At 69.6% G+C, this 24,261-nt stretch carries 19 protein-coding genes and 1 pseudogene; 12 read left to right on the forward strand and 8 right to left on the reverse strand.

Going from position 1 to position 24,261, the window contains the following annotated elements; genetic code table 11:
- Positions 1-300 precede the first annotated feature (300 nt).
- Positions 301-3,456 (forward strand): LamG-like jellyroll fold domain-containing protein, encoded by a 3,156-nt coding sequence (locus tag DEIPI_RS35460; RefSeq protein ID WP_027481457.1) that lies wholly within the window; start codon positions 301-303, stop codon positions 3,454-3,456.
- Positions 3,457-3,507: 51 nt separating this feature from the next.
- Here the strand turns inward: DEIPI_RS35460 and DEIPI_RS0108215 are convergent, their stop codons facing one another.
- Positions 3,508-3,822: a DUF309 domain-containing protein gene (locus DEIPI_RS0108215; protein ID WP_027481458.1), complete on the reverse strand. Its 315-nt coding sequence runs from the start codon at positions 3,820-3,822 to the stop codon at positions 3,508-3,510.
- A gap of 58 nt (positions 3,823-3,880) precedes the next feature.
- On the opposite strand from DEIPI_RS0108215, the gene trxA reads away from it, so the two are divergent.
- Positions 3,881-4,207 (forward strand): thioredoxin, encoded by a 327-nt coding sequence (gene trxA / locus DEIPI_RS0108220; protein ID WP_027481459.1) that lies wholly within the window; start codon positions 3,881-3,883, stop codon positions 4,205-4,207.
- Positions 4,208-4,330: 123 nt separating this feature from the next.
- Positions 4,331-5,752: a tetratricopeptide repeat protein gene (locus DEIPI_RS0108225; RefSeq protein WP_027481460.1), complete on the forward strand. Its 1,422-nt coding sequence runs from the start codon at positions 4,331-4,333 to the stop codon at positions 5,750-5,752.
- Positions 5,753-5,797: 45 nt separating this feature from the next.
- Here the strand turns inward: DEIPI_RS0108225 and DEIPI_RS0108230 are convergent, their stop codons facing one another.
- The 3 genes from DEIPI_RS0108230 to DEIPI_RS0108240 all read right to left on the reverse strand — a co-directional run bounded on the left by DEIPI_RS0108230 (position 5,798) and on the right by DEIPI_RS0108240 (position 7,666).
- Entirely contained in the window at positions 5,798-6,172 is a 375-nt protein-coding gene (locus tag DEIPI_RS0108230; RefSeq protein ID WP_027481461.1) for a hypothetical protein, read from the reverse strand.
- 49 nt (positions 6,173-6,221) lie between these two features.
- A complete protein-coding gene (gene panB, locus DEIPI_RS29615) occupies positions 6,222-7,109 on the reverse strand; it encodes a 3-methyl-2-oxobutanoate hydroxymethyltransferase (RefSeq protein ID WP_084474100.1) in 888 nt (295 codons plus the stop codon).
- A gap of 74 nt (positions 7,110-7,183) precedes the next feature.
- Positions 7,184-7,666, reverse strand: coding sequence for a DUF420 domain-containing protein (locus tag DEIPI_RS0108240; protein WP_027481462.1), 483 nt, complete (start codon positions 7,664-7,666; stop codon positions 7,184-7,186).
- Between the two features lie 153 nt (positions 7,667-7,819).
- On the opposite strand from DEIPI_RS0108240, the gene DEIPI_RS29620 reads away from it, so the two are divergent.
- The 5 genes from DEIPI_RS29620 (at position 7,820) to DEIPI_RS29630 (ending at position 14,161) form a co-directional block, all read left to right on the forward strand.
- Entirely contained in the window at positions 7,820-8,800 is a 981-nt protein-coding gene (locus tag DEIPI_RS29620; protein WP_045233914.1) for a COX15/CtaA family protein, read from the forward strand.
- Complete coding sequence (locus DEIPI_RS0108250) at positions 8,797-9,681, forward strand: heme o synthase (protein WP_027481463.1); 885 nt, start codon at positions 8,797-8,799, stop codon at positions 9,679-9,681. Before DEIPI_RS29620 ends, DEIPI_RS0108250 begins: the two co-directional genes overlap by 4 nt.
- Positions 9,682-9,721: 40 nt before the next feature.
- Entirely contained in the window at positions 9,722-10,903 is a 1,182-nt protein-coding gene (gene coxB, locus DEIPI_RS29625; protein WP_045233915.1) for a cytochrome c oxidase subunit II, read from the forward strand.
- 16 nt (positions 10,904-10,919) lie between these two features.
- Positions 10,920-13,340: a cbb3-type cytochrome c oxidase subunit I gene (locus DEIPI_RS0108260; protein WP_027481464.1), complete on the forward strand. Its 2,421-nt coding sequence runs from the start codon at positions 10,920-10,922 to the stop codon at positions 13,338-13,340.
- 227 nt (positions 13,341-13,567) lie between these two features.
- Positions 13,568-14,161: an SCO family protein gene (locus DEIPI_RS29630; protein ID WP_045233939.1), complete on the forward strand. Its 594-nt coding sequence runs from the start codon at positions 13,568-13,570 to the stop codon at positions 14,159-14,161.
- A gap of 3 nt (positions 14,162-14,164) precedes the next feature.
- Here the strand turns inward: DEIPI_RS29630 and DEIPI_RS0108270 are convergent, their stop codons facing one another.
- Both DEIPI_RS0108270 and DEIPI_RS42215 read right to left on the reverse strand, forming a co-directional pair.
- Positions 14,165-16,024 carry a PAS domain-containing protein gene (locus DEIPI_RS0108270; protein WP_027481465.1) on the reverse strand — a complete coding sequence of 620 codons (1,860 nt, stop codon included), beginning with the start codon at positions 16,022-16,024 and terminating at the stop codon, positions 14,165-14,167.
- 490 nt (positions 16,025-16,514) lie between these two features.
- Positions 16,515-16,832, reverse strand: a pseudogene (locus DEIPI_RS42215) (PAS domain-containing protein); the annotation flags it as partial.
- A 270-nt stretch (positions 16,833-17,102) separates the two neighbouring features.
- Between DEIPI_RS42215 and ruvB the strand changes: the two are divergent.
- Together ruvB and dnaG are read left to right on the forward strand one after the other, a co-directional pair.
- Positions 17,103-18,092 carry a Holliday junction branch migration DNA helicase RuvB gene (ruvB, locus tag DEIPI_RS0108280; protein ID WP_169737053.1) on the forward strand — a complete coding sequence of 330 codons (990 nt, stop codon included), beginning with the start codon at positions 17,103-17,105 and terminating at the stop codon, positions 18,090-18,092.
- A gap of 284 nt (positions 18,093-18,376) precedes the next feature.
- A complete protein-coding gene (gene dnaG, locus DEIPI_RS0108285) occupies positions 18,377-20,146 on the forward strand; it encodes a DNA primase (RefSeq protein WP_045233916.1) in 1,770 nt (589 codons plus the stop codon).
- Between the two features lie 58 nt (positions 20,147-20,204).
- Here dnaG and DEIPI_RS0108290 read toward each other — a convergent pair whose 3' ends face one another.
- Together DEIPI_RS0108290 and lon are read right to left on the reverse strand one after the other, a co-directional pair.
- On the reverse strand, positions 20,205-20,729 hold the full coding sequence (locus DEIPI_RS0108290; protein ID WP_027481469.1) for a YqgE/AlgH family protein: 525 nt from the start codon (positions 20,727-20,729) through the stop codon (positions 20,205-20,207).
- Positions 20,730-20,851: 122 nt separating this feature from the next.
- Positions 20,852-23,332: an endopeptidase La gene (gene lon, locus DEIPI_RS0108295; protein ID WP_027481470.1), complete on the reverse strand. Its 2,481-nt coding sequence runs from the start codon at positions 23,330-23,332 to the stop codon at positions 20,852-20,854.
- A gap of 322 nt (positions 23,333-23,654) precedes the next feature.
- Between lon and DEIPI_RS0108300 the strand changes: the two genes are divergently transcribed.
- Together DEIPI_RS0108300 and DEIPI_RS29635 are read left to right on the forward strand one after the other, a co-directional pair.
- Positions 23,655-24,080 carry an acyl-CoA thioesterase gene (locus DEIPI_RS0108300; protein ID WP_027481471.1) on the forward strand — a complete coding sequence of 142 codons (426 nt, stop codon included), beginning with the start codon at positions 23,655-23,657 and terminating at the stop codon, positions 24,078-24,080.
- The coding region (locus DEIPI_RS29635) for a histidine phosphatase family protein (protein WP_045233917.1) at positions 24,077-24,261 on the forward strand (185 nt) is incomplete at its 3' end. The genes DEIPI_RS0108300 and DEIPI_RS29635, both read left to right, overlap by 4 nt.

Consider the following 24,261-nt stretch of genomic DNA (forward strand, 5'->3'; position numbering starts at 1 on the left):
GTCGGGCCAGAGCAGCCCCGCGACCCGTTCGCGCGCGACGGGCGCCCCCCTCACCGCGAGCAGCGCCGTCAACCACAGCGTCTGATCGGCAGGGAGGACCACGTCCCCACCCTCACCCTGAACCCTCGCCCCACCCAGCAGATTGAGCCGCACGCCCGCATTATCCGTGTCCGCCCCGACCCGCGCGACCGGGTTTGCCGCACTCGGGCGCGTAACGGCCAGCTAACGGCGCCCGCCTACGGTGGTGACGAACACGAAGAACCCCCCGCCGGACGGCGTCCGGGACCCTCAAGGAGACGTATGAACAAGACGATGCTGACCCTCGCCCTGTCCGCCCTCATGGCCGCCCGTCCCGCACGGATCGTCACGACCGCCGCGCTCGGCACCCTCGTCCTGTCCGCGTGCTCCTCCCCCGCCGCGCCCGGCGACCCGGGGTCCACGTCCGGCGCGTCCGTTCCGGCCGACTTCAGGGCCAGCGCGGGCGTCACCCGCGTCACGCTGAGCTGGAGGACCGTGGCGGGCGCCACGGGCTACGTGCTCCTGCGCCGCACCGGCGGCGGGGAGTTCGGTCCGCTCGCGACCCTGCCGGGCGACGCGACGACGTACGAGGACGCCAACCTCACGACGGGCGTCACGTACACGTACAGCCTGCGCGCCACGACCGCGACCGGGGAGGGCGGCGCCACGACCGTGAGCGTCACCCCGTCCTTCCAGCCGAGCGCGGACGACAGCGACGGGGACGGCGTGAGCAACGCCGACGAGCTCGCCGGGTACGAGGTGGTGGTGAAGCAGGGCGGCGTCGTCGTCGGCACGCCCAGGACCGTCACGAGCGACCCCGGCAGCACTGACACGGACGACGACGGCCTCACCGACGCGCAGGAACGCGCGCTGCGCACCGACCCCCGCTCGCCCGACACGGACGGCGACGGCCTCGGCGACGCCGACGAGGTGAACCGCTGGGCCAGCAAGCCCGACGACCGCGACAGCGACGCCGACGCGCAGGGCAACGCGCTGCTGTTCGACGGCAGCGAGGTCACGAAGTACCGGACCTCCCCCATCCTCGCGGACACCGACGGGGACAAGTTCAGCGACTACGACGAGATCGTCCTGCGCGGCCAGCCGTACAATCCGCTCGTCGCGAACACGCCGCGTCTCGAACTGTCGCTCGCGACCGCGCCGTCCGTGACGCTCGACGTGAAGTACGCCGCCGACCAGACCCGCAACACCACGAAGAGCAGCAGCCTCGCGCTGTCCAGCAGCGCGGGACAGAGCAGCACCGACACGCAGACGCGCCGCTTCAACGCCGAGATCAGCAGCACCGTCGGCGCGGAACTGTCGGGCGGCACGTCCGGCGTGAACGCCACCGTCTCCGCGTCCGTGTCCGTCACGGCCGGGTACGGGTACGAGAAGGGCGCGACCTACACGCGGGAGTCGCTGAGCAGCACCGCCCGCAGCTACGAGGAGGCCAACGGCCTCGCCAGCACCGAGGGGTACACCATCGACGGCGGCACCCTGTCCGTGGGGTTCCGGGTACGCAACACGGGCGACATCTCGTTCGCGCTGCGCGACCTCACCGTGACGGTCCTGCGCCGCGACTCCGCCAACCCCGGCGCGCTCCTGACGGTCGGGACGCTCACGCCCGCCCTCGGCGGCGCGAACACCGTCACGCTGAGCAAGGGCGGCGAGACGGGCGTCATCAACGGGACGCTCGCCCTGAGCGCGAACGTCGCGACGCAGCTCATGGCGCGTCCGCAGGACCTCGTGTTCGAGTTCAGCACCTACAACCTCCTCAACGGCGCCGGCAGCAACTTCGAGTTCCTCAAGGAGACCACCAACGGCCAGACGGCCCTCGTGGTGATCGACTACGGCAACGGACACGTCGTCCGCGAACGTGTCGCCACGAACGTCGAACGTCGCGACGGCCTCATCGCGGGCGTGAAGCTCGGCACGGTCCTGCGTGACGTCCTGAAGCTCCCCTACGTCACGGAGGCGAACGCGAAGGGCGTGCAGGTCCTGCGGACCCTGCGCGACGCCGACCCCCAGACGGGCGGCGACGTCACGAGCTCCACCGCGAACCGCTCAGTGTGGGCGGCGGTGGGATCGAGCAACCTCGGCGTCACGTCCGGCACGAATTTCGACGACATCACCCTCAAGGCGGGCAGCGAACTGCGGCTGATCCTCGTCCGTGACGCCGACGGCGACGGCCTCTTCGCCAGCGAGGAGTACCTCTACGGCACCGACGACACCGTGAAGGACACCGACGGCGACGCACGCGACGACCGCGCGGAAGTCCACGACGGCTGGAACGTCGTCACGACGACGCCCGTCGCGGGCTACCCGAAGCTGGTGTACAGCAGCCCGACCGTCGCGGACGCGGACGGCGACGGCCTGAACGACGCCGCCGAGAAGGCGCGCGGCACCGACCCGTTCAATCCCGACACGGACCACGACACCCTGCCCGACGCCACGGACCCCGAACCCCTCACGCCGCGCAACCTGCTGCCCGTCGTGTCGAACCTCGCCACGACCCCCTCGGGCTTCCACGTGGACCTCACGGGCAGCGCGGCCGATCCCGACGGGACGCTCGCGAAGGTCAGCATCGACTGGGCCGACGGCACGACCCCCACGACGCTCACGGCGGGCCTCGCGAACTTCTCGGCCGGCCACGACTACGCCACCTGCGGCGACCGCGCCGTGAAGATCACCGCGACCGACACGCGCGGCGGCGCCACGACCGCCACCGTCACCGCCGACGTGTCCTGCCCGCCCACCGCCGGACTGCGCGGCTACTACAAGCTCGACGGTTCCGGCGCCGACAGCAGCGGAAGCGGCGCGACCGGCACCGTCTCCCCCGCGATCGTGAGCGCCGCCGACCGCTTCGGCGTGGCGGGCCGCGCGATGAGCTTCTTCAACGCCGGACAGACGGGCAACGTCCCCACCGCGCTCACCGCGAGCCTCGGGACGACGGCCAGCGTGGACAACCAGTTCACCCTCGCCGTCTGGACGAAGGCGGACACCTGGGGCGGCGGGACGGGCGTCAGGTCCGTGGCGGGTCTGGAGCGCGGCCCCGTCCTGAGGGTGAACAACGGACGTCCCGAGATGCTCGTTCGGGTCGTCGGCGGCAACACCGCCGCCGCGAGCGACTCGTACATGCCCGTCAACACCTGGGTCCTGCTCGTCGGCCGCCTCGCGCGGGTCGGGAACCAGAACGTCCTCACGCTGTTCGTGAACGGCGCGAAGGCCAAGGAGGTCACGCTCGGCGCGGCCCTCACGCTGACGTCGCCCTTCGTGTGCGGACGCCTCGTGGTCGGCCCCGAGGTCTCCGGCTCCACCTGCGGCGGCGCCCTCACCAACACCAGCTTCGGCGGGCAGGCCGACGACGTGCGCGTCTACGACCGCGCCCTGACGGACGCCGAGGTCGGCCTCCTCTACACCGAGAACCGCTACCCCCGCTGAACGGCGAGGCGGCGGAGGGACGGACCCGGTCGGGTCCGTCCCTCCGCCCGTTCACTCGGGCAGACGGGGCGCGCGCCCCTGGTCGTGCAGCGCCGCCCACACCTCCGACGTGAGCGCGCCCAGATCCACGCCGTCGTACACGTCGGGCAGGGTCGCCACGAGGCGCATCGCCTTGTGGAAGTTGCGCGCCGTGAGGCTCCCGTGCGCGCGCCGCTTGTGCATGGCGGCGGCCAGCAGGATCAGTGCCTGCGCGAAGGCCCGCTCGGACCCCGTGGAGCGCGCCCACACGTCCTCCCAGGCCTCGTGCGCCTCCCAGAAATGACCCTCGTTGAAGAGCCGCGCGCCCGCCCGGAGTTCGTCTCGCATGCTCTCCATTGTGAGGGGGTGGCTTTTCCGGGGCGCTTTATTTTGCATAATGCTTTCCATGAAGCCGATCGAACTGTCCGACGCGAACTTCAAGCAAGAGATCTCCGAGGGCGTCACCCTCGTGGACTTCTGGGCGCCCTGGTGCGGCCCCTGCCGCATGATCGCCCCCGTCGTCGAGGAACTCGCCGGTCAGTACGAGGGCCGCGTGAAGGTCGCCAAGCTCAACGTCGACGACAACCAGAGCACCGCCATGCAGTTCCGCGTCATGAGCATCCCCACCCTCATCGTGTTCAAGGACGGCCAGCCCGTCGAGACCGTCGTCGGCGCGCACCCCAAGCGCTCCTTCGAGAAGGTCCTCGACAAGCACCTCGGCGTGATGAGCTGAGGCTCCCCGCCAGCCCTGAGGGCGCTCCCCGTCGAGGGAGCGCCCTTCGTCGTGGTCGGGTCCTCATGCCTGGAGCGTGAACGTGTCTCTCCCAGCCTGGGGTGGTACGCTAGCCCCCTAGAGATGATCGAGCTTTCCACCACCTGGCACCAGACCGCGCAAGCGCTCGAACAAGAGGACTTCGACGCGGCCTACGGCATTCTCGACGGTGCCTTCGGCGAGGCGACGCGCGCGCAGCGCGGCGCGCTCGCCCTGCTCGGCGCGAGCGTCACGAGCCTCTACGGCGACGGCGGCGTCGACGACACCCGCAAGGCCCTCCGTGACGCCGTCACGCTCGACCCGCACCTGCGCGAGGACCGCCTGTACCGCGCCGTCCTCGCGGAACTCACCGCGCGTGACGAACCCTCCCGCGGCGCGGACCTCGCGCGGGGCGCGCTCACGGCGCCCCTGAGGCTCGGCCTGCCCGACGAGGAGGCCGTCGCGCGCTTTCACGCGATGGTCGCGCTCGCCCTGTCCGACCAGCCCGTCGAGGCGCTCGACGTGGCGCCCGCCAGCGCGGACCTGCCCGCGCACCTGCGCTGGCGGCTGCGCTCGTGGCAGGCCGACTGCGAGGAGCAGCTCGGCCATCACGAGGACGCCGCGAACCTCTACGCGGAGGCCGCGCACCTCGCGGTCGGCGAGAGCCGCGCCATCATGCGGCAGGAGCAGGCGGCGGTGCTGCTGCAGCTCGAACGGCACCAGGAGGCGCTCGACCTGCTCGACCGCGCGCGGCAGGAGAGCGGCGCGGCGGGACCGGACGACGAGCTCAACCTCGCGAACTGGCACTACCTGCGTGCGCAGGCCGAGCTGGGCCTCGGTCAGGACGAGCAGGCCCTGACGAGCATCCGCGCGGCCAGCCGGCTGGAGCGCGAGGCGGGCGACCCCAGCTACGGCGTGGAGCTCGTGTGGGGACAGGTGCTCGTGGCGCGCGCCGAGATGGAGGAGGCCGTCACGCACTTCGAGCGGGCGCTGGAGCTCGCGCGTCCGCAGGACCGCCCGTACGCCCTGCACGAACTCGGCGTCGCGTACCTCGACATGGACAAGCCCGTCGAGGCGCGCGACCGCCTCCAGGAGGTCCTCGCACACGACGAGTACCCCTTCCTGCCGGAGGTGTACGCCGACCTCGGCGAGGCCGAGTACCGCCTCGGGCGACTGCAGGAGGCGGAGCAGAACGCGCAGTACGCGCTGTCGCAGGGCGCGACCGTCCCGGCGAGCCTCGTGCTGGGTTCCGTCGCGCTGGACTACTACCACCTCGACGAGGCGCTCGAACACTACGAGCGCGTCATCCGCGAGGCCGCGCCCGGCACGCGCGACTGGGTGACGGGCCACCAGATGGCCGCCGACATCCTCGCGCAGCAGGGCTTCCGCGACCCGGCGGGCATCTACAGCCACGCGAGTCAGGCGATCGAGCACACCGAGCGCTCCGACGAGTGGTACGCGACGCTCAGCGACCTGATGCGCCGCGCGGAACGCGAGATGAAGGGCGGCAACCGCACGCTGAATTAGGCCCTCCGACGGAGGGGAGGGTGCGCGCGCCCTCCCCTCCTCGTTTCACGACAGCTGGTTGACGATGCTGTTCATCGGAATCGCGAGCGCCGCGTACCACAGGAGGCTCACCTCGATGATCAGCGCGACGACGGCGATGTTGACGACGAGCGTGACGACGTCGGACCGACGCCGCACCTCGTGGACGACCAGCAACACGCCGACGAGGACGGCCAGCGCGACCGCCAGTTCCGTGGGGAACATGATGACGCCGCGCGTGACGGCAGGCAGGGGCGCGCCGAGCTGCATGAGGATGGACGTCAGGGCGCGTCGGCCCCACACGAAGAGGACCGCGCCCGCGAACGTATGAAGCAGCGCCAGGACGAGCGCGACCCGGCTGAGGAGAATGACGGCGGTGGTCCGCAGAGGGGTGGTGGTCACGCGAGCATGATGACACCCGTGACGCCCCCCGCCTGCCTCACCTGCGCGTTCAGTACAGCTTCTGGAGTTCCGCGAGGTCCGCGTCGGCGTCCGTGTCGGTGGCGTCGTCGCCGAGTTCACGGCGCAGGGCGCGCAGCACGTCGCTCTTCATGAGGAAGCCGTGCTCCTGGGTGGGGAACTGCCCGCCGCGCACCTCCTCGGCGTAGGCGCGCAGGGCGCGCGTGGCGTCGCGGCCGAGTTCGGCGTAGCGGCGCGCGAGCTTCTTCTCCTCGCCCTCGAAGACGCCGAGCAGGTCGTGCCACACGAGGACCTGTCCGCGGCAGTGCGGGCCCGCGCCGATACCGACGGTGGGGACGCGCAACCTGCTCGTGACGAGCTCGGCGAGGCGGCTCGGGATGGCTTCGAGCACGACCGCGAAGGCCCCGGCGCGCTCCGCGCTCCTCGCGCCCGCGAGCACCGCGAGGGCGTCCTCGACGGTGCGGCCCTGGACCTTCAGGCCGCCCTGCGCGACCGCCGTCTGCGGGCGCAGGCCGACGTGGCCCATCACGGGAATGCCGACGCGCGTGAGGGCCCGGGTGATGTCCTCGACCTCCTCGCCGCCCTCGAGCTTCACGGCGTCCGCGCCCGCCTCCTTCACGAGCCGCACGGCGCTCCGGAGGGCGTCCGTGACGCCCGTCTGGAAGCTTCCGAAGGGCATGTCCGCCACGAGGAAGGTGTCGGGCGCGCCGCGCCGCACGGCGCGCGCGTGGTGGATGATGTCCTCCATCGTGACCTGCGCGGTGGACTCGTATCCCAGCACGACGTTCCCGAGGCTGTCGCCGACGAGGATCATGTCGACCCCGGCGCGTTCGGCCTGCTGGCCGCCGGGATAGTCGTACGCCGTGACCATGACGAGGTTGTCCGTGGAGCGCACGAGGTCGGGGACCGTCTTCTTCATGGCCACAGCCTAACGCCGCGCGGGAAGAAACATCAGGCTCCGGATCACCGGAGCCCGACCGACCGCCATTTCGCCTACGCGCCGCGCACGGCGCCCCAGTGCTCCATGACGAAGTAGATGGCCCAGCCCGTCACGGCGACGTACACCCACACGGGCACCGTCCAGCGCACCCAGGCGCGGTGACGGTTGAAGTAGGAGCGCGCGGCGGGTCGGTCGATGGCGTCGAGGTTGCCGGTGGCGGCGCGCAGGCCGCGCCAGGCGTTGAGGACCGCCATGACGGCGAGCGGCAGGTTGGCGGCGGCGAGGATGGTGTGCGAGATGAGCAGCGCGAAGTACGCGGAGCGCCACTCGGCGGGGCCGACGTAGTACTTGCTGTAGCCGATGCCGATGCGCCACAGGTAGAAGACGAGGAAGAGGGTCGCGAGGCCGCTCGCGGCGAGCATGGCCCGCATGTGCCACACCCGCTCGCCGCGTTTGATCAGAAAGACGCCCGCGAGGAGCGCCACCCCGCTGGAGATGATCGTGATGACCGAGAGCAGGCTTAAGAGTTCGCCCATGAACACCATTGTATGCGGTTTTTTGCCGTCCTGGAGCGAGGACATATGTACCCGATCGTGACTTTGGGCGAGGTTTAGAATGCGTTGAGCGTACCCCTGGTCAGGCCCCGTGGAGGGGCCGCCCTTTTCCGTGGTCCGTCCGCAGGAGTGGAGATGAACGTGCATTCAGGTACTACAGCGAGCGTGACGCGCCGGACCTCGGCGCTCACCGTGTTTTCGTGGGGGGTGCTGGTCTACAACGTCCTCGTGATCCTGTGGGGCGCGTTCGTGCGCATCTCGGGCGCGGGCGCGGGCTGCGGCAGCCACTGGCCGACCTGCAACGGGTCGGTCGTGCCGCAGTCGCCGACGCTGCACACCGTCATCGAGTTCAGCCACCGACTCACGAGCGGCCTGTCGGGCCTGCTGGCCATCGCGCTCGTCGCGTGGGTGATGCTCGCCACCCGGCGCGGTCACGCGGCGCGGCTCGGCGCGGTCCTCACGCTGGCGCTGATCGTCCTGGAGGGACTCGTCGGCGGCGTGCAGGTGCTGCTCGGCCTCACCGCCGACAGCACCGACCCGCTGCGTGGCGTCGTGCAGGGCGTTCACCTCGTGAACACCTTCGCGCTGCTCGGCTCGCTGTTCCTGACCTGCCTGTGGCTGTCGGGCATGACGCCCGCCCGGCTGCGCGGTCAGGGCCGGACGGGCTGGGCCGTGGGGATCGGGCTCGCGGCGGTGCTCGTGCTGAGCATGGCGGGCGCGGTCACGGCGCTCGGCGACCTGCTGTTCCGCCCGGAGGGCACGGTCGGTCTCGGCACCGTCGCGAACGACTTCTCCGCCACCACGACGGTGCTGCAGCGGCTGCGCGTCGTCCACCCGGTCCTCGCGATCGGCGTGAGCGCGTACCTGCTGCTGCTCGCGTCGTGGGCGGGACGGGCGCGGGGGTCGCGGGACGTGTCCCGCTGGGGTCAGGGGCTCACGCTCATCATCGGCGCGCAGATGCTCGCGGGCTTCGTGAACGTCGCCCTGAAGGCGCCGGGCGCCATGCAGATCACGCATCTGCTGCTGGCATGCATCATGTGGCTTGTGACGATCCGATTCTCGTACGCGCTGCTCCAGGCGGAGCGCGCTCCCGCCCTCAAGGAGGTGACCGCTTGACCGTCGCCATCTCGGAACGCGCCACGTGGCGCGACTACCTCGCCCTCACCAAGCCGAAGGTCATCAGCCTCCTGCTGTTCACCACCCTCACCGCGATGTTCATGGCGGCGCGCGGCTGGCCTGATCTCGTGCTGCTCCTCGCCGTCGCCGTCGGCGGCTACATGTCGGCGGGCGCGTCGGGCGTGTTCAACATGATCATCGACCGCGACATCGACCTGAAGATGAAGCGCACGTCGAAACGGCCCACGTCGAGCGGCTTGATCGGCACGCGTGACGCCTTCGTGTTCGGAATGAGCCTGACGGTCGCGTCCTTCGCCCTGCTGTGGGCCGCCGCGAACCTGCTGACGGCCCTGCTGTCCCTCGCGGGTCTGCTGACGTACGTCGTGGTGTACACGATGATGCTCAAGCGCACCACGTGGCACAACATCGTCATCGGCGGCGCGGCCGGCTGCTTCCCGCCGCTCGTCGGCTGGGCCAGCGTCACGGGTGACCTCAATCTCTTCGCGTGGTACCTCTTCGCGATCATCTTCTTCTGGACGCCCGTGCACTTCTGGGCGCTCGCGCTGATGATCAAGGACGAGTACGCCGAGGTGGGCGTCCCCATGCTGCCCGTCGTGCACGGCGAGAAGCTGACGGTCGTGCAGATCGCGCTGTACGCCGTCCTCACCGTCGTGATCTCGCTGCAGCCCGTGCTGTTCCGCGAGGTCGGCCTGATCTACGGCGTCGTCGCCGCGTGGACGGGCGCGCTGCTGCTTCGCGGCTCGTGGCGGCTCTACAGGAAGATCGAGCGGCCCACGGCGGTGTCGCTCTACAAGTACTCGATGCTCTACCTCGCCCTCCTCTTCCTGGCGGCGGCGGTGGACCGCGCTCTGCTGTCATGACGACGAAAACGCCATACACTGGGTGCGATAGAAAGGAGTCATGTTGAACACTTTTTCCCGCGCGGGGCTCTCCCGGTCCCGATGGCTGCGGCCTGAGACGCTGGGCGCGCTCGCGGTCCTCGCGGCCGGCGTCGCGCACGCACAGGACACGCAGTTCAGGCACCTGCCGTTCCTGGGCGACTTCGGCTCGTTCTTCAACCGCGAAGTCTGGTGGATGAGCATCTGGGCCATCGCCCTGTCCATCATCATCTTCATCGGCGTGTCCGCCGCGCTGTTCTACAGCGTCGCGAAATTCCGCGAGCGCAAGGGCGACACCCGCGAACCCGCGCAGTTCCACGGCAACAACACCCTGGAGATCGTCCTGATCGTCGTGCCCCTCATCATCGTGACGGTGCTGAGCGTCCTGACGGTCCGTACGATGGCGCGCCTCAACACCAACGAGTACGCCAAGAACGTCGGCGGCGAGACCGTGAAGGTGGAGGTGCTGGGCCGCCAGTTCTGGTGGAACTTCACGTACCCCGACCTCGGCGGCTTCCGCAACGGCAACGAGATGGTCATGCCCGCCGGACGCGCCGTCGACGCGATCGTCACGTCGGGCGACGTCATCCACGGCTTCTGGGCGCCGAACATCGGCGGTCAGCGTGCCGCCGTGCCCGGCAGCAACTTCCAGGTCTTCGTGGACAACACCCGTCCCGGCGTGTACCAGGGCAACTGCTCGCAGCTGTGCGGCGCGTCGCACGCGAACATGCGCTTCAAGGTCGTCGTGCTGCCCGAGGACCAGTGGAACACCTTCGTGAGCGCCGCGCGCGCCTACAAGGCCCCCACGCCCGCGCCCGGCAGCGCCGAGGCCCGCGGCCTGCAGATCTTCCTGAACGGCAAGAACGGCTCGCCCTCCTGCGGCGGCTGCCACCGCGTGCAGGGCACGGCCGCCAACGGCGCCGCCGGTCCCGACCTCAGCTTCTTCGGTTCGCGCATGACGCTCGGCGCGGGCATGTGGGAAGGCAAGGCCGCGCTGGAGAAGCTCAAGCCGTGGATCCTCAACTCGCCCGGCCTGAAGCCCGGCAGCCTGATGCCCGCCTACGTCCGCGAGAAGACCAACGAGGCGATCCTGAACGATCAGGACCTGAACGACCTGCAGGCGTACCTGCTGTCGCTCAAGCTGCCCGCGGAAGCCGAGTACTACGACCGCGAGACCGGCAAGTTCTCCGTCCCCGTTCGCTGAGAAAGGAAGATCACAGATGGCCGTAAGCGTACCTTCCAAGTCCGGCGAGCGCCCAGGCGCCCTCGCGGTGCTCTGGGACTACATGACCACCACCGACCACAAGAAGATCGGCATCCTGTACCTCGTGACGTCCATCCTGGGCTTCGCGATCGCCGGTCTGCTCGCGGTCGCCATCCGCGTGCAGCTCGCCAACCCCAACCAGGACGTCCTGATCGGGCAGCAGTACAACGAGGTCCTCACCGCGCACGCCGCGCTGATGATCTTCTTCTTCCTGATCCCGGCGGGTCTGTTCGGCTTCGGGAACTTCCTGCTGCCCCTCCAGCTCGGCGTGCGTGACGTGGCCCTGCCGCGCCTCAACAACTTCGCCGTGTGGATGTTCATCTTCTCGCTCGTGCTGATCCTCACGGCGCTCTGGAACGGCGGCGCGCCCGGCGTCGGCTGGACGTTCTACTACCCGCTGTCCGTGAATCAGTCCGGGACGGGCGTGCCCACGCTGATGGTCGCGCTGATCCTCAACGGTCTCGCGTCCCTGCTGGGCTCCGCGAACTTCGCCGCGACGATCCTGAACCTGCGCGCGCCCGGCATGAGCCTCTGGAAGATGCCGATCTTCGCGTGGGGCATCTTCAGCACGTCCATCCTGCAGCTCATCTCGCTCGGCGGCCTCACGGCGGCGTCGCTCGTGACGTACCTCGAGATCAAGCTGGGCCTCTCGATGTTCAACCCGCAGATCGGCGGCGTGCCGGTGCTGTTCCAGCAGTTCTTCTGGTTCTACTCGCACCCCGCCGTGTACGTGATGCTGCTGCCGTACCTCGCGATCGCCGCGGAGATCGCCAGCGTCTTCGCGCGCAAGCCCCTGTTCGGCTACCGCGTGATGGTGTACTCCCTGATGGGCATCGTGCTGGCCTCGCTGCTCGTGTGGGTCCACCACATGTTCGCGATGGGCCTCCCGAGCATCTGGCAGATCGCCTTCGCGATCTTCACGCTGATCGTGGCCGTCCCGACGGGCGTCAAGATCTTCAACATCATCGGCACGATGTGGGGCGGCCGCCTCATGATGAAGACGCCCCTGTACTGGGTGATCGGCTTCGTCTTCAACTTCCTGATCGGCGGCATCACGGGCGTGTCGCTCGGCATGGTGCCCTTCGACTACCAGGTCACGATGAGCTACTACGTCGTGGCGCACTTCCACAACGTCATGATGTTCGGCACGGCCTTCCTCGTGTTCGGCGGCCTGTACTACTGGTGGCCGAAGATGACGGGCCGCTTCCTCGACGAGAAGCTCGGCCTGTGGCACTTCTGGCTGTTCATGGTCGGCTCGTGGATGACGTTCCTCCCGCAGTACCTGCTGGGCCTGCTCGGCATGCCCCGCCGCTACTACACGTACCCCGACACGAACGTCATGTGGCACGAACTGAACTTCGTGTCCACCATCGGCGCGTTCATCCTGCTCGCGGGCTCCATCGTGATGGTCTGGAACTTCATCACGAGCTTCCGCAAGCCCGCCACGCTCGGCCCGAACCCCTGGGGCGCCTACACCCTGGAGTGGACGGCCGCCAGCCCGCCCGCCGCGTACAACTTCGCGCACGACTTCCCCAAGACCTTCCCCACCGAGCGTCCCCTGTACGACTGGGAGCAGATGGGCGCGAAGCTCAAGCCCGTCGATCCCGCCACGATCCACCTGCCGCAGCCGACGGTGTGGCCCTTCATGACGGCGTTCTCGCTGCTCATCGCGGGCTACGGCCTCAGCCACGGCTGGTTCAACTCGGGCTTCGGCAGCATCATCGACTCGGTCAACACCATCACGCTGTACGGCGGCCTGGTGCTGTTCATGTACTCCCTCTTCCGCTGGGCGGGCACCTTCGAGTACGCCGTCCCGGTGCACCACCACCACCTCACGAAGTACAACAACGGCTTCCTGACGATGGCGTGGTTCATCATCTCGGAAGTGGGTCTGTTCGCCGTGCTGATCGCGGGCTACGTGTACCTGCGCGTCGCGGGTCTCGCGGTGCCCCCGGTGGAGCGTCCGCCCATCTGGCTCGCGGCCCTCAACACCTTCATCCTGGTGAGCTCGTCGTTCGTGGTGCACCAGGCGGAGCAGGACCTCAAGAAGCACAAGGTGACGCGCTTCCGTCTGGGCCTGTTCATCACGCTGGTGCTGGGCTCGATCTTCACGCTCTTCCAGGTGTACGAGTTCGTGCACTTCGGCGCGGAGAGCGACTGGCGTCAGAACCTCTGGCAGTCCTGCTTCTTCATCATCGTGGGCCTGCACGGCCTGCACATCCTGATCGGCGCGACGGGCATCGCCCTGCCGTACTATCAGGCGCTGACCGGCAAGCTCGACGAGCACAACCACGGCTCCATCGAACCCGCCAGCATCTACTGGCACCTCGTGGACGTCGTCTGGATCCTGATCCTCGCGATCTTCTACATCTGGTAGCGACGTCTCAGAAGAGGAAGGCCCCTGCAAAAGCGGGGGCCTTCCTCTTCTGATGGTCAGTCGACGAAGCGGGAGATGCGGGGCCTGCGCTTCGGGCCCTCTCCACCCCCCGCCGCACCCTAGACAGGTTCCGTGCACCCCGGCACTCGCCGTGCTGATCCCTGACCGCTGACCGCTGACCGCTCCTTCAGGACACTCCTCCCCTCCCCCGGCGCTAGCCTGTGCTCATGCCCCGTCTGATCACCGCCGTCCTGGTCGCCGTCGCCCTCGTGCTGGGCGGCGTGCTCGCCTACCGCACCGTCCTCGCGCCCCTGGGCGGGACGGTCGTGCAGAACGCGCCGCGCGTGCCGGACGAGGCGCTCGTGTCGGACGCGGGGAAGGCGGCGAGGTTGTCCGACTTCGGCGGGGGCACGCGCCTCGTGTTCTTCGGCTTCACCCGCTGCCCGGACGTGTGCCCGGCCACGCTGGGCGTGCTGGCCCGCGCGTACGAGAACCTGTCTGAGGGACAGAAGGAGCGCGTGAAGGTCATGCTGGTGTCCGTGGACCCCGGCAACGACAAACCGGAGGTGCTGCGGGCGTACCTGCGGCGCTTCAACCCGGACTTCCGGGGCTTCACCGGCACGGAGGAGGCCCTGCGGCGGATGGAGGCGGGCTTCTTCGTGTACGCCCGGCACGACGAGGAGCACGACAGCTTCGTCCACGGGGACACCGTGGCCGTCGTGGACGCCGAGGGGCGCATGCGGCGCGTCTACACGCAGGACGACGTGGCCAGCGGGACCCTCGCGCGGGACCTGCCGAGGCTCGCGGCGGGACGGATCTGAGCTTCAGTCCACGGGCAGCGTGAAGTAGAAGGTCGCGCCGCGGCCCTCCTCGCCCTCGGCCCAGACGCGGCCGCCGTGCCGGGTGACGATGCGGCGCACGTTCGCCAGGCCCACGCCCGCGCCGATGAAGCGGTCGTCGTGGAGACGCTGGAAGACGTTGAAGAGCCGCGCGCTCTCCTGCGGCGGGAAGCCCTCGCCGTCGTCGCGGACCCACACGACGATCTCGCGGCCCTCCTGCCGGGCGCCCACCTCGATGTGCGCGACGTCGCGCAGGCGGGTGAACTTGATGGCGTTGTCGAGGAGCGCCGCGACGGCCTGCCGCAGCAGCATCGCGTCGCCGCGCACGCTGGGCAGTTCCGGGACGGTCCATTCGATGCGCCGTCCGCGCGTGAAGGCGTCGAGGTCGCTGCGGACCTGCTTGACGAGCCCGCCGAGCGGGACCTCCGCGAGGCGCAGTTCCTCCCGGCCGAAGCGGGCGAAGCTCTGGAGGTCCTCCACGAGCCGTCCGACGCGCGAGCCGTCCGCCTGGATGTAGCGGAGGTACTCGCTCGTGCGCGGGTCGATGTCGTCCCCGAGGCGTTTCTCGAGGAGCTTGAGGAAGCCGCCGATGCGCCGCAGGGGTTCCTGGATGTCGCGGGAGACGCTCGTGGCGAAGGCGCTGAGCTCCGCGTGGAGTTCCTGGACGCGGCGGGTGCGTTCGCGGACGCGCTGCTCCAGGGTGGTGTTGAGCTCCTTCACCTCGGCCTCGGCGGCGCGGCGGTCGGTGATGTCGTAGTGGACGCCGGTCATGCGGGCGGCGCGGCCGTCGGCGTCGAGGGTGACGCTGCCGACGGCACGCAGCCAGCGCACCTGGCCGCCGTCGTGGACGACGCGGTACTCGTCGGTGTACTCGCCGCCGTGCGCGAGGGCCGCGTGGATGGCGGCGCGGACACGCGGGACGTCCTCGGGGTGGACGCGGCTGTAGAAGAGGTCGGTGGTGAACTCGGCCGTGTCCTCCGAGAGGCCGAACAGGGCGGTCTCCAGGCCCGAGTAGGAGCTCCTGCCGGTGCGGACGTCGAAGTCCCACATGCCGAGCTTGCCCGCCTCGAAGGCGAGGGCGAGCTGCGCCTGGCTGTCCCTGAGCGCGAGCTCGATCTCCTTGCGGCGGGTGACGTCGCGGGTGGCGGACTGCATCTCGACGACGCTGCCGTCCTCGTCGAGGACGGACTGGGTGGTGGCCTCCAGCCAGCGGAGGGTGCCGTCGCGGCGGCGGGCGCGGTAGGTGAAGGTCACCTGCTCGCCGCCGAGGGCGCTCATCACGGCGCGCGTGACCTCCTCGCGGTCCTCGGGTTCGATGAGGTCGAAGGGGCTGCGGCCCACGAGGTCGGCGGGGGCGTAGCCCAGGACGCGTTCGAAGCTGGGCGAGGCGTACAGGTACGTCCCGTCGGGCGCGTGACGCGCGACGAGGTCGCTGGCCTGCTCCGCGAGGAGGCGGAAGCGGCGTTCGCTGTCGCGCAGGGCTTCCTCGCTGAGGATCTCTCTCGTCATGTCGACGGCGATCATGCCGAGGAAGACGAGCTGGCCGCTCTCGGCGCGGACGGGGTGGAAGCTGACGAGCCAGTAGCGCCAGCCGCCCTCCACGTCGGGCGCGGGCGCGGAGATGGGCACGTTCGCGATGGCCTCGCCGGTCTCCTGGACCTGTTGGAGCATCGCCTCGACGGCGTCGCCGAAGCGGGGCATGACCTCGCTGGGGGTGCGGCCCGCGTGGTCGTTGGCGGGCGTCCCGCCGAGCTCGGCCATGGCGGCGTTGACCTGGACGTAGCGCAGGTCGGTGTCGAGGACGGCGATGGCGCTGGGGCTGCCGTACCAGGCGAGGTCGAGCATGGCGCCCGCGCGGTCGCGGGGCTTCCTGGGCGCGCGCGCCCTGCAGGGTGCGCGCGAGGAGCGCGGCGATCGTTTCGAGGTGGGTGCGTTCGGGCGCGTCGAAGTCGCGGGGCGTGTCGAAGTCGAGACGCAGGACGCCGGTGAGTCCCTGCTCGTCGCGCAGGGGCAGCGCGGCGGTGGCGCGGCCCGCGCGGTCGGGGTGGTAGGTGGGGCGGTCCTCTCGGGCGGCGCGGGCCTCGGGGCGGTCGTCGTCGAGGCGGATGGGCGTCGTGGCGCGCCCGTGGGGGTAGAGGGCGCTGCCGCGCTGCCACAGGACGGCGACGGTGCCCGCGTCGGCGCTCTCCCTGAGGGCGCTCGGCAGCAGGTCGAGGATGTCGTCGACGCGGGTGAGGTTCGCGAGGCGGTCGGTGAGCGCGAGCAGGGCGCTTCCGCGTTCCTCGGCGACGCGGCGGTCGTGAACGTCCGTGCAGGTGCCGATCCAGCGCTCCAGCCCGCCGTGGTCGGCGCGGACGGCGCGCAGGTCGTGCCAGCGGTCCTGGCCGTCGTGGCGGCGCAGGCGCAGTTCGCAGCGCAGGCCGGTGTGGCGGGCGGCGGCGTCGCGCCAGCCTTCGAGCAGGTCGGCGTGGTCGTCGGGGTGGACGTGGTCGAGGAGGCGTCCGGCGGCGCGGTTGCGGGGACGCAGGCCGATGTGGGCGGCCCAGGCGCGGTTGACGTGGATGAGGGTGCCGTCGTCGTCGGCGATCCAGACGAGGACGCTCAGGGCGTCGTAGAGCGATCCGAGTTGCTCGTCGGCAGAGTGGGTCAGCACGCGTCCCCCCGTCGGGCTTCAAGTAGAACTAAAGAAAGTCTAAGAGAAAATCGACATGAAAGAAAAGCGATGAGCGGAACATAAAGCGGACCCTAAGGTGTTCTTGATGACCTGGACGCGCTCCCATCGACGCGGCGTTCCGTCATGATTTCGCTGGGAACGTGAAACGGCGGTGTCGTCGCGTGGGCGGGTGCCGCCGAGGACGTCCGTCCTCCTGCTTCTCATGCCGTCCTCTCGCTTGCGTTTCGCAAATAGCGTAACATGGAGGGCATGGATACCGACGTCGCCCTCAGGCCCAAGTCCCTCGCGGAGTACGTCGGGCAGGAACGGCTCAAGGAGAAGCTCTCCGTCTACCTTCAGGCGGCCAAGAACCGCCGTGAGGCCCTCGACCACACCCTCCTGTTCGGCCCGCCCGGCCTCGGCAAGACCACCCTCTCGCACATCATCGCGCACGAGATGGGCGTGAACATCCGCGTCACGTCCGGCCCCGCCATCGAGAAGCCCGGCGACCTCGCCGCGATCCTCACCAACAGCCTCGAGGAGGGCGACGTCCTCTTCATCGACGAGATCCACCGGCTCGGACGCGTCGCGGAGGAGCACCTCTATCCCGCCATGGAGGACTTCAAGCTCGACATCGTCCTCGGGCAGGGCCCGGCGGCCCGCACGATCGAGCTGCCCATCCCGCGCTTCACCCTGATCGGCGCGACCACCCGCCCCGGCCTCATCACGGCGCCCATGCGCTCGCGCTTCGGCATCATCGAGCACCTGGAGTACTACACGCCCGAGGAGCTCGCGCACGGCCTGCTGCGCGACGCGCGCCTCAGCGGCTACGGTCTCGACGAGGACGCCGCCATCGAGATCGGCGCGCGTTCGCGCGGCACGATGCGCATCGCGAAACGCTGGCTGCGCCGCGTCCGTGACTACGCCGAGGTGGCGAACGAGAAGAACATCAGCCTCTCGCGCGCCATGGACGCCCTCGACAAGCTCGGCCTCGACTCGGCCGGTCTCGACGAACGCGACATCAAGCTCCTCGACGCGATGATCCACCGCTTCGCGGGCGGCCCCGTGGGCGTGGACACGCTCGCCACGGCCCTCTCTGAGGACGCGAACACCATCGAGGACGTGTACGAGCCCTACCTCATCCAGCTCGGCTTCATCAAGCGCACCCCGCGCGGACGCGTCGCGACGCCGCGCGCCTACGACCATCTCGGGCTGCCCTACAGCGGCTACGACATGGACCCGCGCTTCCTGGGGAACTGAGGTTCAGGGATCGCTCCGCGCCTCATGAACGTCCGATAAACACGAATTCTCACGTGGTGGCGCCGCTTCCTCGGCGTCACCCATTTTTCGTCGTCCTGGACGACGTCCAGCAGCCCTGGACCTGGGCGCGCGGGGCGTGTACACTGAGGGCCTCATCCGCTCACGAGAGCGGCACCGAAGCGCCTCCACGCACCACTCCCCCGACCCGACGTGCCGCCCACAGGGCGCGTCGTCACGGCGCGTGGCGGACGGCGGTCGGCCACGGGCGAGCGGGCGAAAGGCACATGGGCACCAAGGAAGAGATCAAAGCGCGCCTCAACATCGCCGACCTCGTCGGCGAGTACGTCCGCCTCACCCCCGCCGGAACGGGCCGCTTTAAGGGCCTGTGCCCCTTCCACAAGGAAAAGAGCCCGTCCTTCCAGGTGGACGCCGCGCAGGGCTACTTCTACTGCTTCGGCTGCAAGGCGGGCGGCGACGCCTTCTCCTTCCTGATGCGCGTCGAGAACCTCGACTTCGGCGACGCCCTGCGCAAGCTCGCGGAACGCACCGGCGTGCAGGTCGAGACCCGCACCGGCGAACGCCAGAGCCGCGACCTGTACGACGTCAACGCCTTCGCGCTGGAGTACTTCCGCGAGATGCTGCCCGGCACCGGCATGAGCTACTTCCGCTCGCGCGGCCTCACCCCCGGGACCATCGAGAAGTTCGAGCTCGGCTACGCCCCACCCGAATGGGACGGCCTGCTCAAGCGCGCCAAGGCGCGCGGCCTCAGCGAGCGGCAGCTGCTGGAGGCGGGCCTGCTCTCCGAGAACACCGAGACGGGCCGCGTCTACGACCGCTTCCGCGGCCGCGTGATGTTCCCCATCCGCGATCACCTCGGGCGCCTCGTGGGCTTCGGCGGACGCGTCCTCGGCGACGAGAAGCCGAAGTACCTCAACACCCCCGAGACGGAGGTCTTCAAGAAGGGCGAACTGCTCTACGGCCTCTCCATCGCCCGCACGGAGGCGCAGCAGCAGGGCGAGCTCGTCGTGGTGGAAGGCTACATGGACGTCATCGCGATGCACCAGCACGGCTTCCCCACCGCCGTCGCGACGCTCGGCACGTCCCTCACGGCGGACCACGCGGCGCTCATGCAGCGGCAGGGCGTGCGGTCGCTCGCGCTGCTCTTCGACCGTGACGCGGCCGGGCAGCGCGCCACGCTCGCCGGGCTCGACCAGGTGATCGGCGCGCGCTTCAACGTCCGCGCCATCACCGTCCCCGACGGGAAGGACCCCGCCGACACCCTCCGCACGGACGGCGGGGAGAGCGTGCTGCGCGCCGCCATCGCGGGCGGCGTGGACGAGGTCGCCTACCGCCTGCACGCCGCGCTCGCGCAGCACGACGTCAAGACCACGGCGGGCAAACGCAACCTCCTGCAGATGCTGCTGCCGCGCATGCAGAATCTCGATCCCCTGGACGAGGTCGCCGAGCGCATGCGCGGCCTCGTGTGCGAGAAGCTCGACATCAAGCCCGAGGCCCTGATGGAGTGGATCGCCAGCAAGGCCAAACGCAAGACCCTCTCCGACGTGCAGATCCAGGGCATGAGTTCCGCCACCCACAAGGAGGAGCAGGACGAGCTCGAACTGCTCAAGGCGATCCTGCGCAGCCCGCAACTGCTCGACAAGCTCGACGGGCTGCGCTCGTGGCGCAACGAGACGGTCCGCAAGGTCGTGCTGGCCGCGCGCGGCACCCGCAGCGCCGAGGAGATCATCTCGACCTTCGACGGTCAGCCCGAGCAGCAGCTGCTGATCCGGCTGCTGTTCGAGGCGCGCACGCCCGGCCTGATCAGCCGTCAGAACGCCGAGGACCACGAGAAGAAGATGGGCGAGCAGGACGGCCGCGCCGTCCACGAGATCGAGAGCAAGCTCAACATCGACGACCTGAAGGCGGAACTCTCGGACCTCAAGAAACGCGTCGCGGGCGCGCCCCCGGCGGAGCAGATGTCGCTGCTGGGTCAGATCCGCGACCTGCAGCGCGCCATCGAGGCGGAGAAGATGACCCGCAAGATGCAGGCCTGAGCAGCCGTCAGCCGTCAGCGAGGATGCACTTCACCGACGGCTGACGGCTGACCGCTGCTCAGGCCTGGGCGCCGCCCGCGACGAGCGTGCTGGGGTCCACGCCGAGCAGCTCCCACGCGCGGTTCCAGCGCTCCTCCGGGGGCACGTCGAGCGCGAGTTCGGGGCCGCTCTCGAGGTACAGCCACGAGCCGATGTGGGTCTCCTCCTCCAGCTGCCCGGCACCCCAGCCGGCGTAGCCGAGCATCAGCATGAAGCGGCCCTCGTTCTGGAGGACCTTCTCCAGCACCTCCAGGCTGCTGGTCACGAACAGGTTCGGGGCGAGGCGCACCTCGCCGGGCTCGCCGGTGGGACGCTCGAAGAGGCACCAGCCGACCTGCGGGTCCACCGGGCCGCCCAGGAAGGCCTGCTCGGCGCGGCCCTTGGCGAGCGGGAGGAGGTCGCCGATGGGCATGTCCGTCTGCAGACTGACGATGAGACCCATGGCGCCGTCGGCGTTGTGGTCGAGCAGCAGGATGACGGCACGTTCGAACATGCTGCCCGTCAGGTACGGCGTCGCGACGAGATACGTGAGTGGATTGGCCACGGAGAAGCTCCTGTCGGTGGAGGGGCGTGCGTCGGGAGAACCTCAGTTCAGCATACGCGCGCCCCACGAAGCGACCCCCAGCGAGGCCGGGGGTCTTGGCGTTTCTTCACGGTGCCCGCGCGTCAGGCGCGCGCGGCGTCACCCTCGTCCTTGCGGCGGTTGCTCTTGCGCTTCGTGGGCGTCGCGCCGCCGCCCGCCGTGCCGCTCGCGCGGCCCTCCAGGGCGCGCAGACCGCCGACGATGGCGACCTCGAGGACCTCGTCGAGGCTCTCGCAGGGGTGGAAGGTCATGCTGGCGCGCAGGTGCTCGGGGATGTCGCGCAGGTCGCCCTCGTTCGCCTTGGGCATCACGATGTGACGGATGCCCGCGCGGCGCGCGCCGAGGACCTTCTCCTTGAGTCCGCCGATCGGCAGGACGCGCCCCGTGAGGGTGATCTCGCCGGTCATGGCGACGTCGCGGCGCGCGGGGATGTTCGTGAGGGCGGAGATCAGGCTCGTCGCCATCGTGACGCCCGCGCTGGGGCCCTCCTTCGGGACGGCGCCCGCCGGGACGTGCACGTGGATCTCGGAGTCGTCGAGACGCTCGCGGGTGATGTGGAAGCGCTCGCTGTTCTTCTTCGCGTACGTGAGGGCCGCGCGGGCGGACTCCTTCATGACGTCGCCGAGCTGACCGGTGAGGACGAGGCCCTTGCCGGGCATCACGGACGTCTCCACGAAGAGGATGTCGCCGCCGACGGGCGTGTAGAACATGCCGGTGGACACGCCGACCATGTCCTCGCGCGCCTCGTGCTCGGGCGTGTAGCGCGGGTTGCCGAGGTAGCGCTCCAGTTCCTTGTCGGTGACCTTGGCGCGCTTGAGCTCGCCGGACGCGATGCGCCGCGCGACCTTGCGGGCGACGGTGCCGATCTCGCGCTCCAGGTTGCGGACGCCCGCCTCGCGGGTGTAGTGCGAGATGAGCTTCTCCAGGGCCGCGTCGGTGATGGCGATCTGGTTGCCCTTCAGGCCGTTCTGGGTGAGCTGGCGCGGCAGCAGGTAGCGCTTGGCGATCTCGAGCTTCTCCTGCTCGATGTACGAGCTGAAGTCGATGACCTCCATGCGGTCGTACAGCGCGGGCGGGATCTGCTCGGGGTAGTTGGCGGTCGCGATGAACATGACCTCGCTGAGGTCGAAGGCGACGCCCATGTAGTGGTCCGTGAAGTGCTGGTTCTGCGCGGGGTCGAGGACCTCGAGCAGCGCGGCGCTCGGGTCGCCCTGGTAGCTGCTGCCGAGCTTGTCGACCTCGTCGAGGAGCATCACGGGGTTCTTGGTGCCGGCGGTGCGCAGACCCTGGATGATGCGGCCCGGCATGGCGCCGATGTAGGTGCGGCGGTGCCCGCGGATGTCGGACTCGTCACGCGCGCCGCCGAGGGCGATGCGGACGTACTTGCGGCCCAGGGACTTCGCGATGCTCTGCGCGATGCTGGTCTTGCCGACGCCGGGAGGGCCGGTGAAGACGAGGATGGGGCCCTTGTTGACCTCGGCGGCGTCGATCTCGCCGCGCTCGGCGCGTTCCTTGCGCAGACGGCGCACCGCGAGGAACTCCAGCACGCGGTCCTTGACCTTGTCGAGGCCGTAGTGGTCCTCGTCGAGGATGCCGGACGCCTCGTTGATCTCGAGGCGGTCGTCGCTGCGGGTGTTCCAGGGAAGTTCCGTGACCCAGGTGAGGTAGGTGCGGATGACGGCGGCCTCGGCGGCGTCGGGATGCATGCGCGCGAGGCGGTTGACCTCGCGGTCCACTTCCTTCTTCACGTCGGGGTTCAGGCCGAGCTTCTCGATCTTGGCGCGGAACTCCTCGGCCTCGTCGCCCTCCTCGCCTTCCTGTCCGGAGAGCTCCTTCTGGATGACCTTCATCTGCTCGCGGAGGTAGTACTCGCGCTGGTTGCGGTCGATCTCCTCCTTGACCTGCTGGCGGATGCGCTGCTGGACGCTCATCACCTCGGCCTCGGCGTCGAGGAGGGTGAGGACGCGCCGCAGGCGGTCGGTGAGGGTGGGCGCCTCGAGGACGCTCTGCTTGTCCTCGAGCTTGAAGTCCATGTTGAAGGCGATGTGGTCGGCGATGACGCCGGGATCCTCGAGGTTCTGGATGTGCTGGACCGTCTCCGGGGCCATGAACTTGCCGCCCTGGATGAGGTTCTCGAACTTGCTTTCGAGCTCGCGGGAGAGCGCTTCGAGTTCGACCTTGTCGCCGCCTCCCACCTCGAAGGGTTCGACGGTGGCCTCGAGGTGCGTGCCGACGGTGCGGTAGCCGCTGGCGCGGACACGCGAGAGGGCCGAGACGAGCATCTGGACGGTGCCGTCGGGGTTCTTGCGGACGCGGAGGATGCTGCAGGCGGTTCCGATGTCGTAGAGGTCGCCGCCCTCGGGGGCGTCGACGTCCTTGTCGCGCTGCGACACGATCATGATGACCTTGTTCTGCGCCATGGCCGCGTCGATGGCGGCGATGGAGAGCGCCCGACCGGCGTCGATGTGCTGCACCATCGTGGGGTAGATGACGCTGCCCCGCACCGGACAGACCGGCATGGTGGCGGGGAGCGGTGTCTGGCTCTGGATGTTTTCGGCGGGCATCTTGTCGCTCCTTTCGGACGGCGCGGACTGCTCTGGACTGCTCTGAAGGGTGGTGCGCCTCTTGCCCAAGAAAGTTGAGTGCTAGCTTATCAAGTTTCCCCGGGAAAGACAAGGACCGCGAGCGCCGGAAATGTCGTCTCGAAGGCGGTCTGACGCCTATCCAAGCACGCCGGGCTGTCGCCTGCCTTATCCTTACGCCTGTCCTCCTTACGGTTGCCTTACAAGTTCCTTCGGAGAGCTCGCCCGGCGACACTTCCGCCGGGAGGGGCCGCGTCATCTCAACATGACGGCGCCCCCCGGAGCAAGGGATACACTCTTCCCCATGAGCGCCCCCGCCTCCACGACCCTCCGGGCCCCCGGGGCCCGCATGCTCGAACTGGTCTTCCCGAAGGACACCAACTACCACGGCACCGCCTTCGGCGGCTTCGTGCTGAGCCTCATGGACAAGGCCGCGTCCGTCGCCGCCGTCCGCCACTGCAAGAACAACGTCGTCACGGCCCGCATGGACGGCGTGGACTTCCACGTGCCCATCCGCGTCGGGGACGCCGTCGCGCTCGAGGCGAGCGTCGTGAAGGTCGGCCGGACCAGCATGACCATCCGCGTGGACGTCTACCGCGAGCACCTCGCGAGCGGCGAGCAGCAGCTCGCCACGAGCGGCTCGTTCGTGTTCGTCGCGGTGGACGCGCACGGACGGCCCGTGCCCGTCCCGCCGCTCGACCCCGCGCCGGACGCGGACCCCGCCAAGTGAGGCTCACGCTCGTCCGGCACGGCGTGACCGAATGGAACGCCGTGGGCCGCTGGCAGGGCCACGCCGACACGCCGCTCTCCCCCGACGGCGAACGGCAGGCGAGGCTCCTGGGTCGCCGCCTCGCCGGGGAGCGCTTCGACCTCGTGTACACCAGCGACCTCTCGCGCGCCGCGCGCACCGC

Source organism: Deinococcus pimensis DSM 21231, assembly GCF_000519345.1.
Taxonomy (GTDB): domain Bacteria; phylum Deinococcota; class Deinococci; order Deinococcales; family Deinococcaceae; genus Deinococcus_A; species Deinococcus_A pimensis.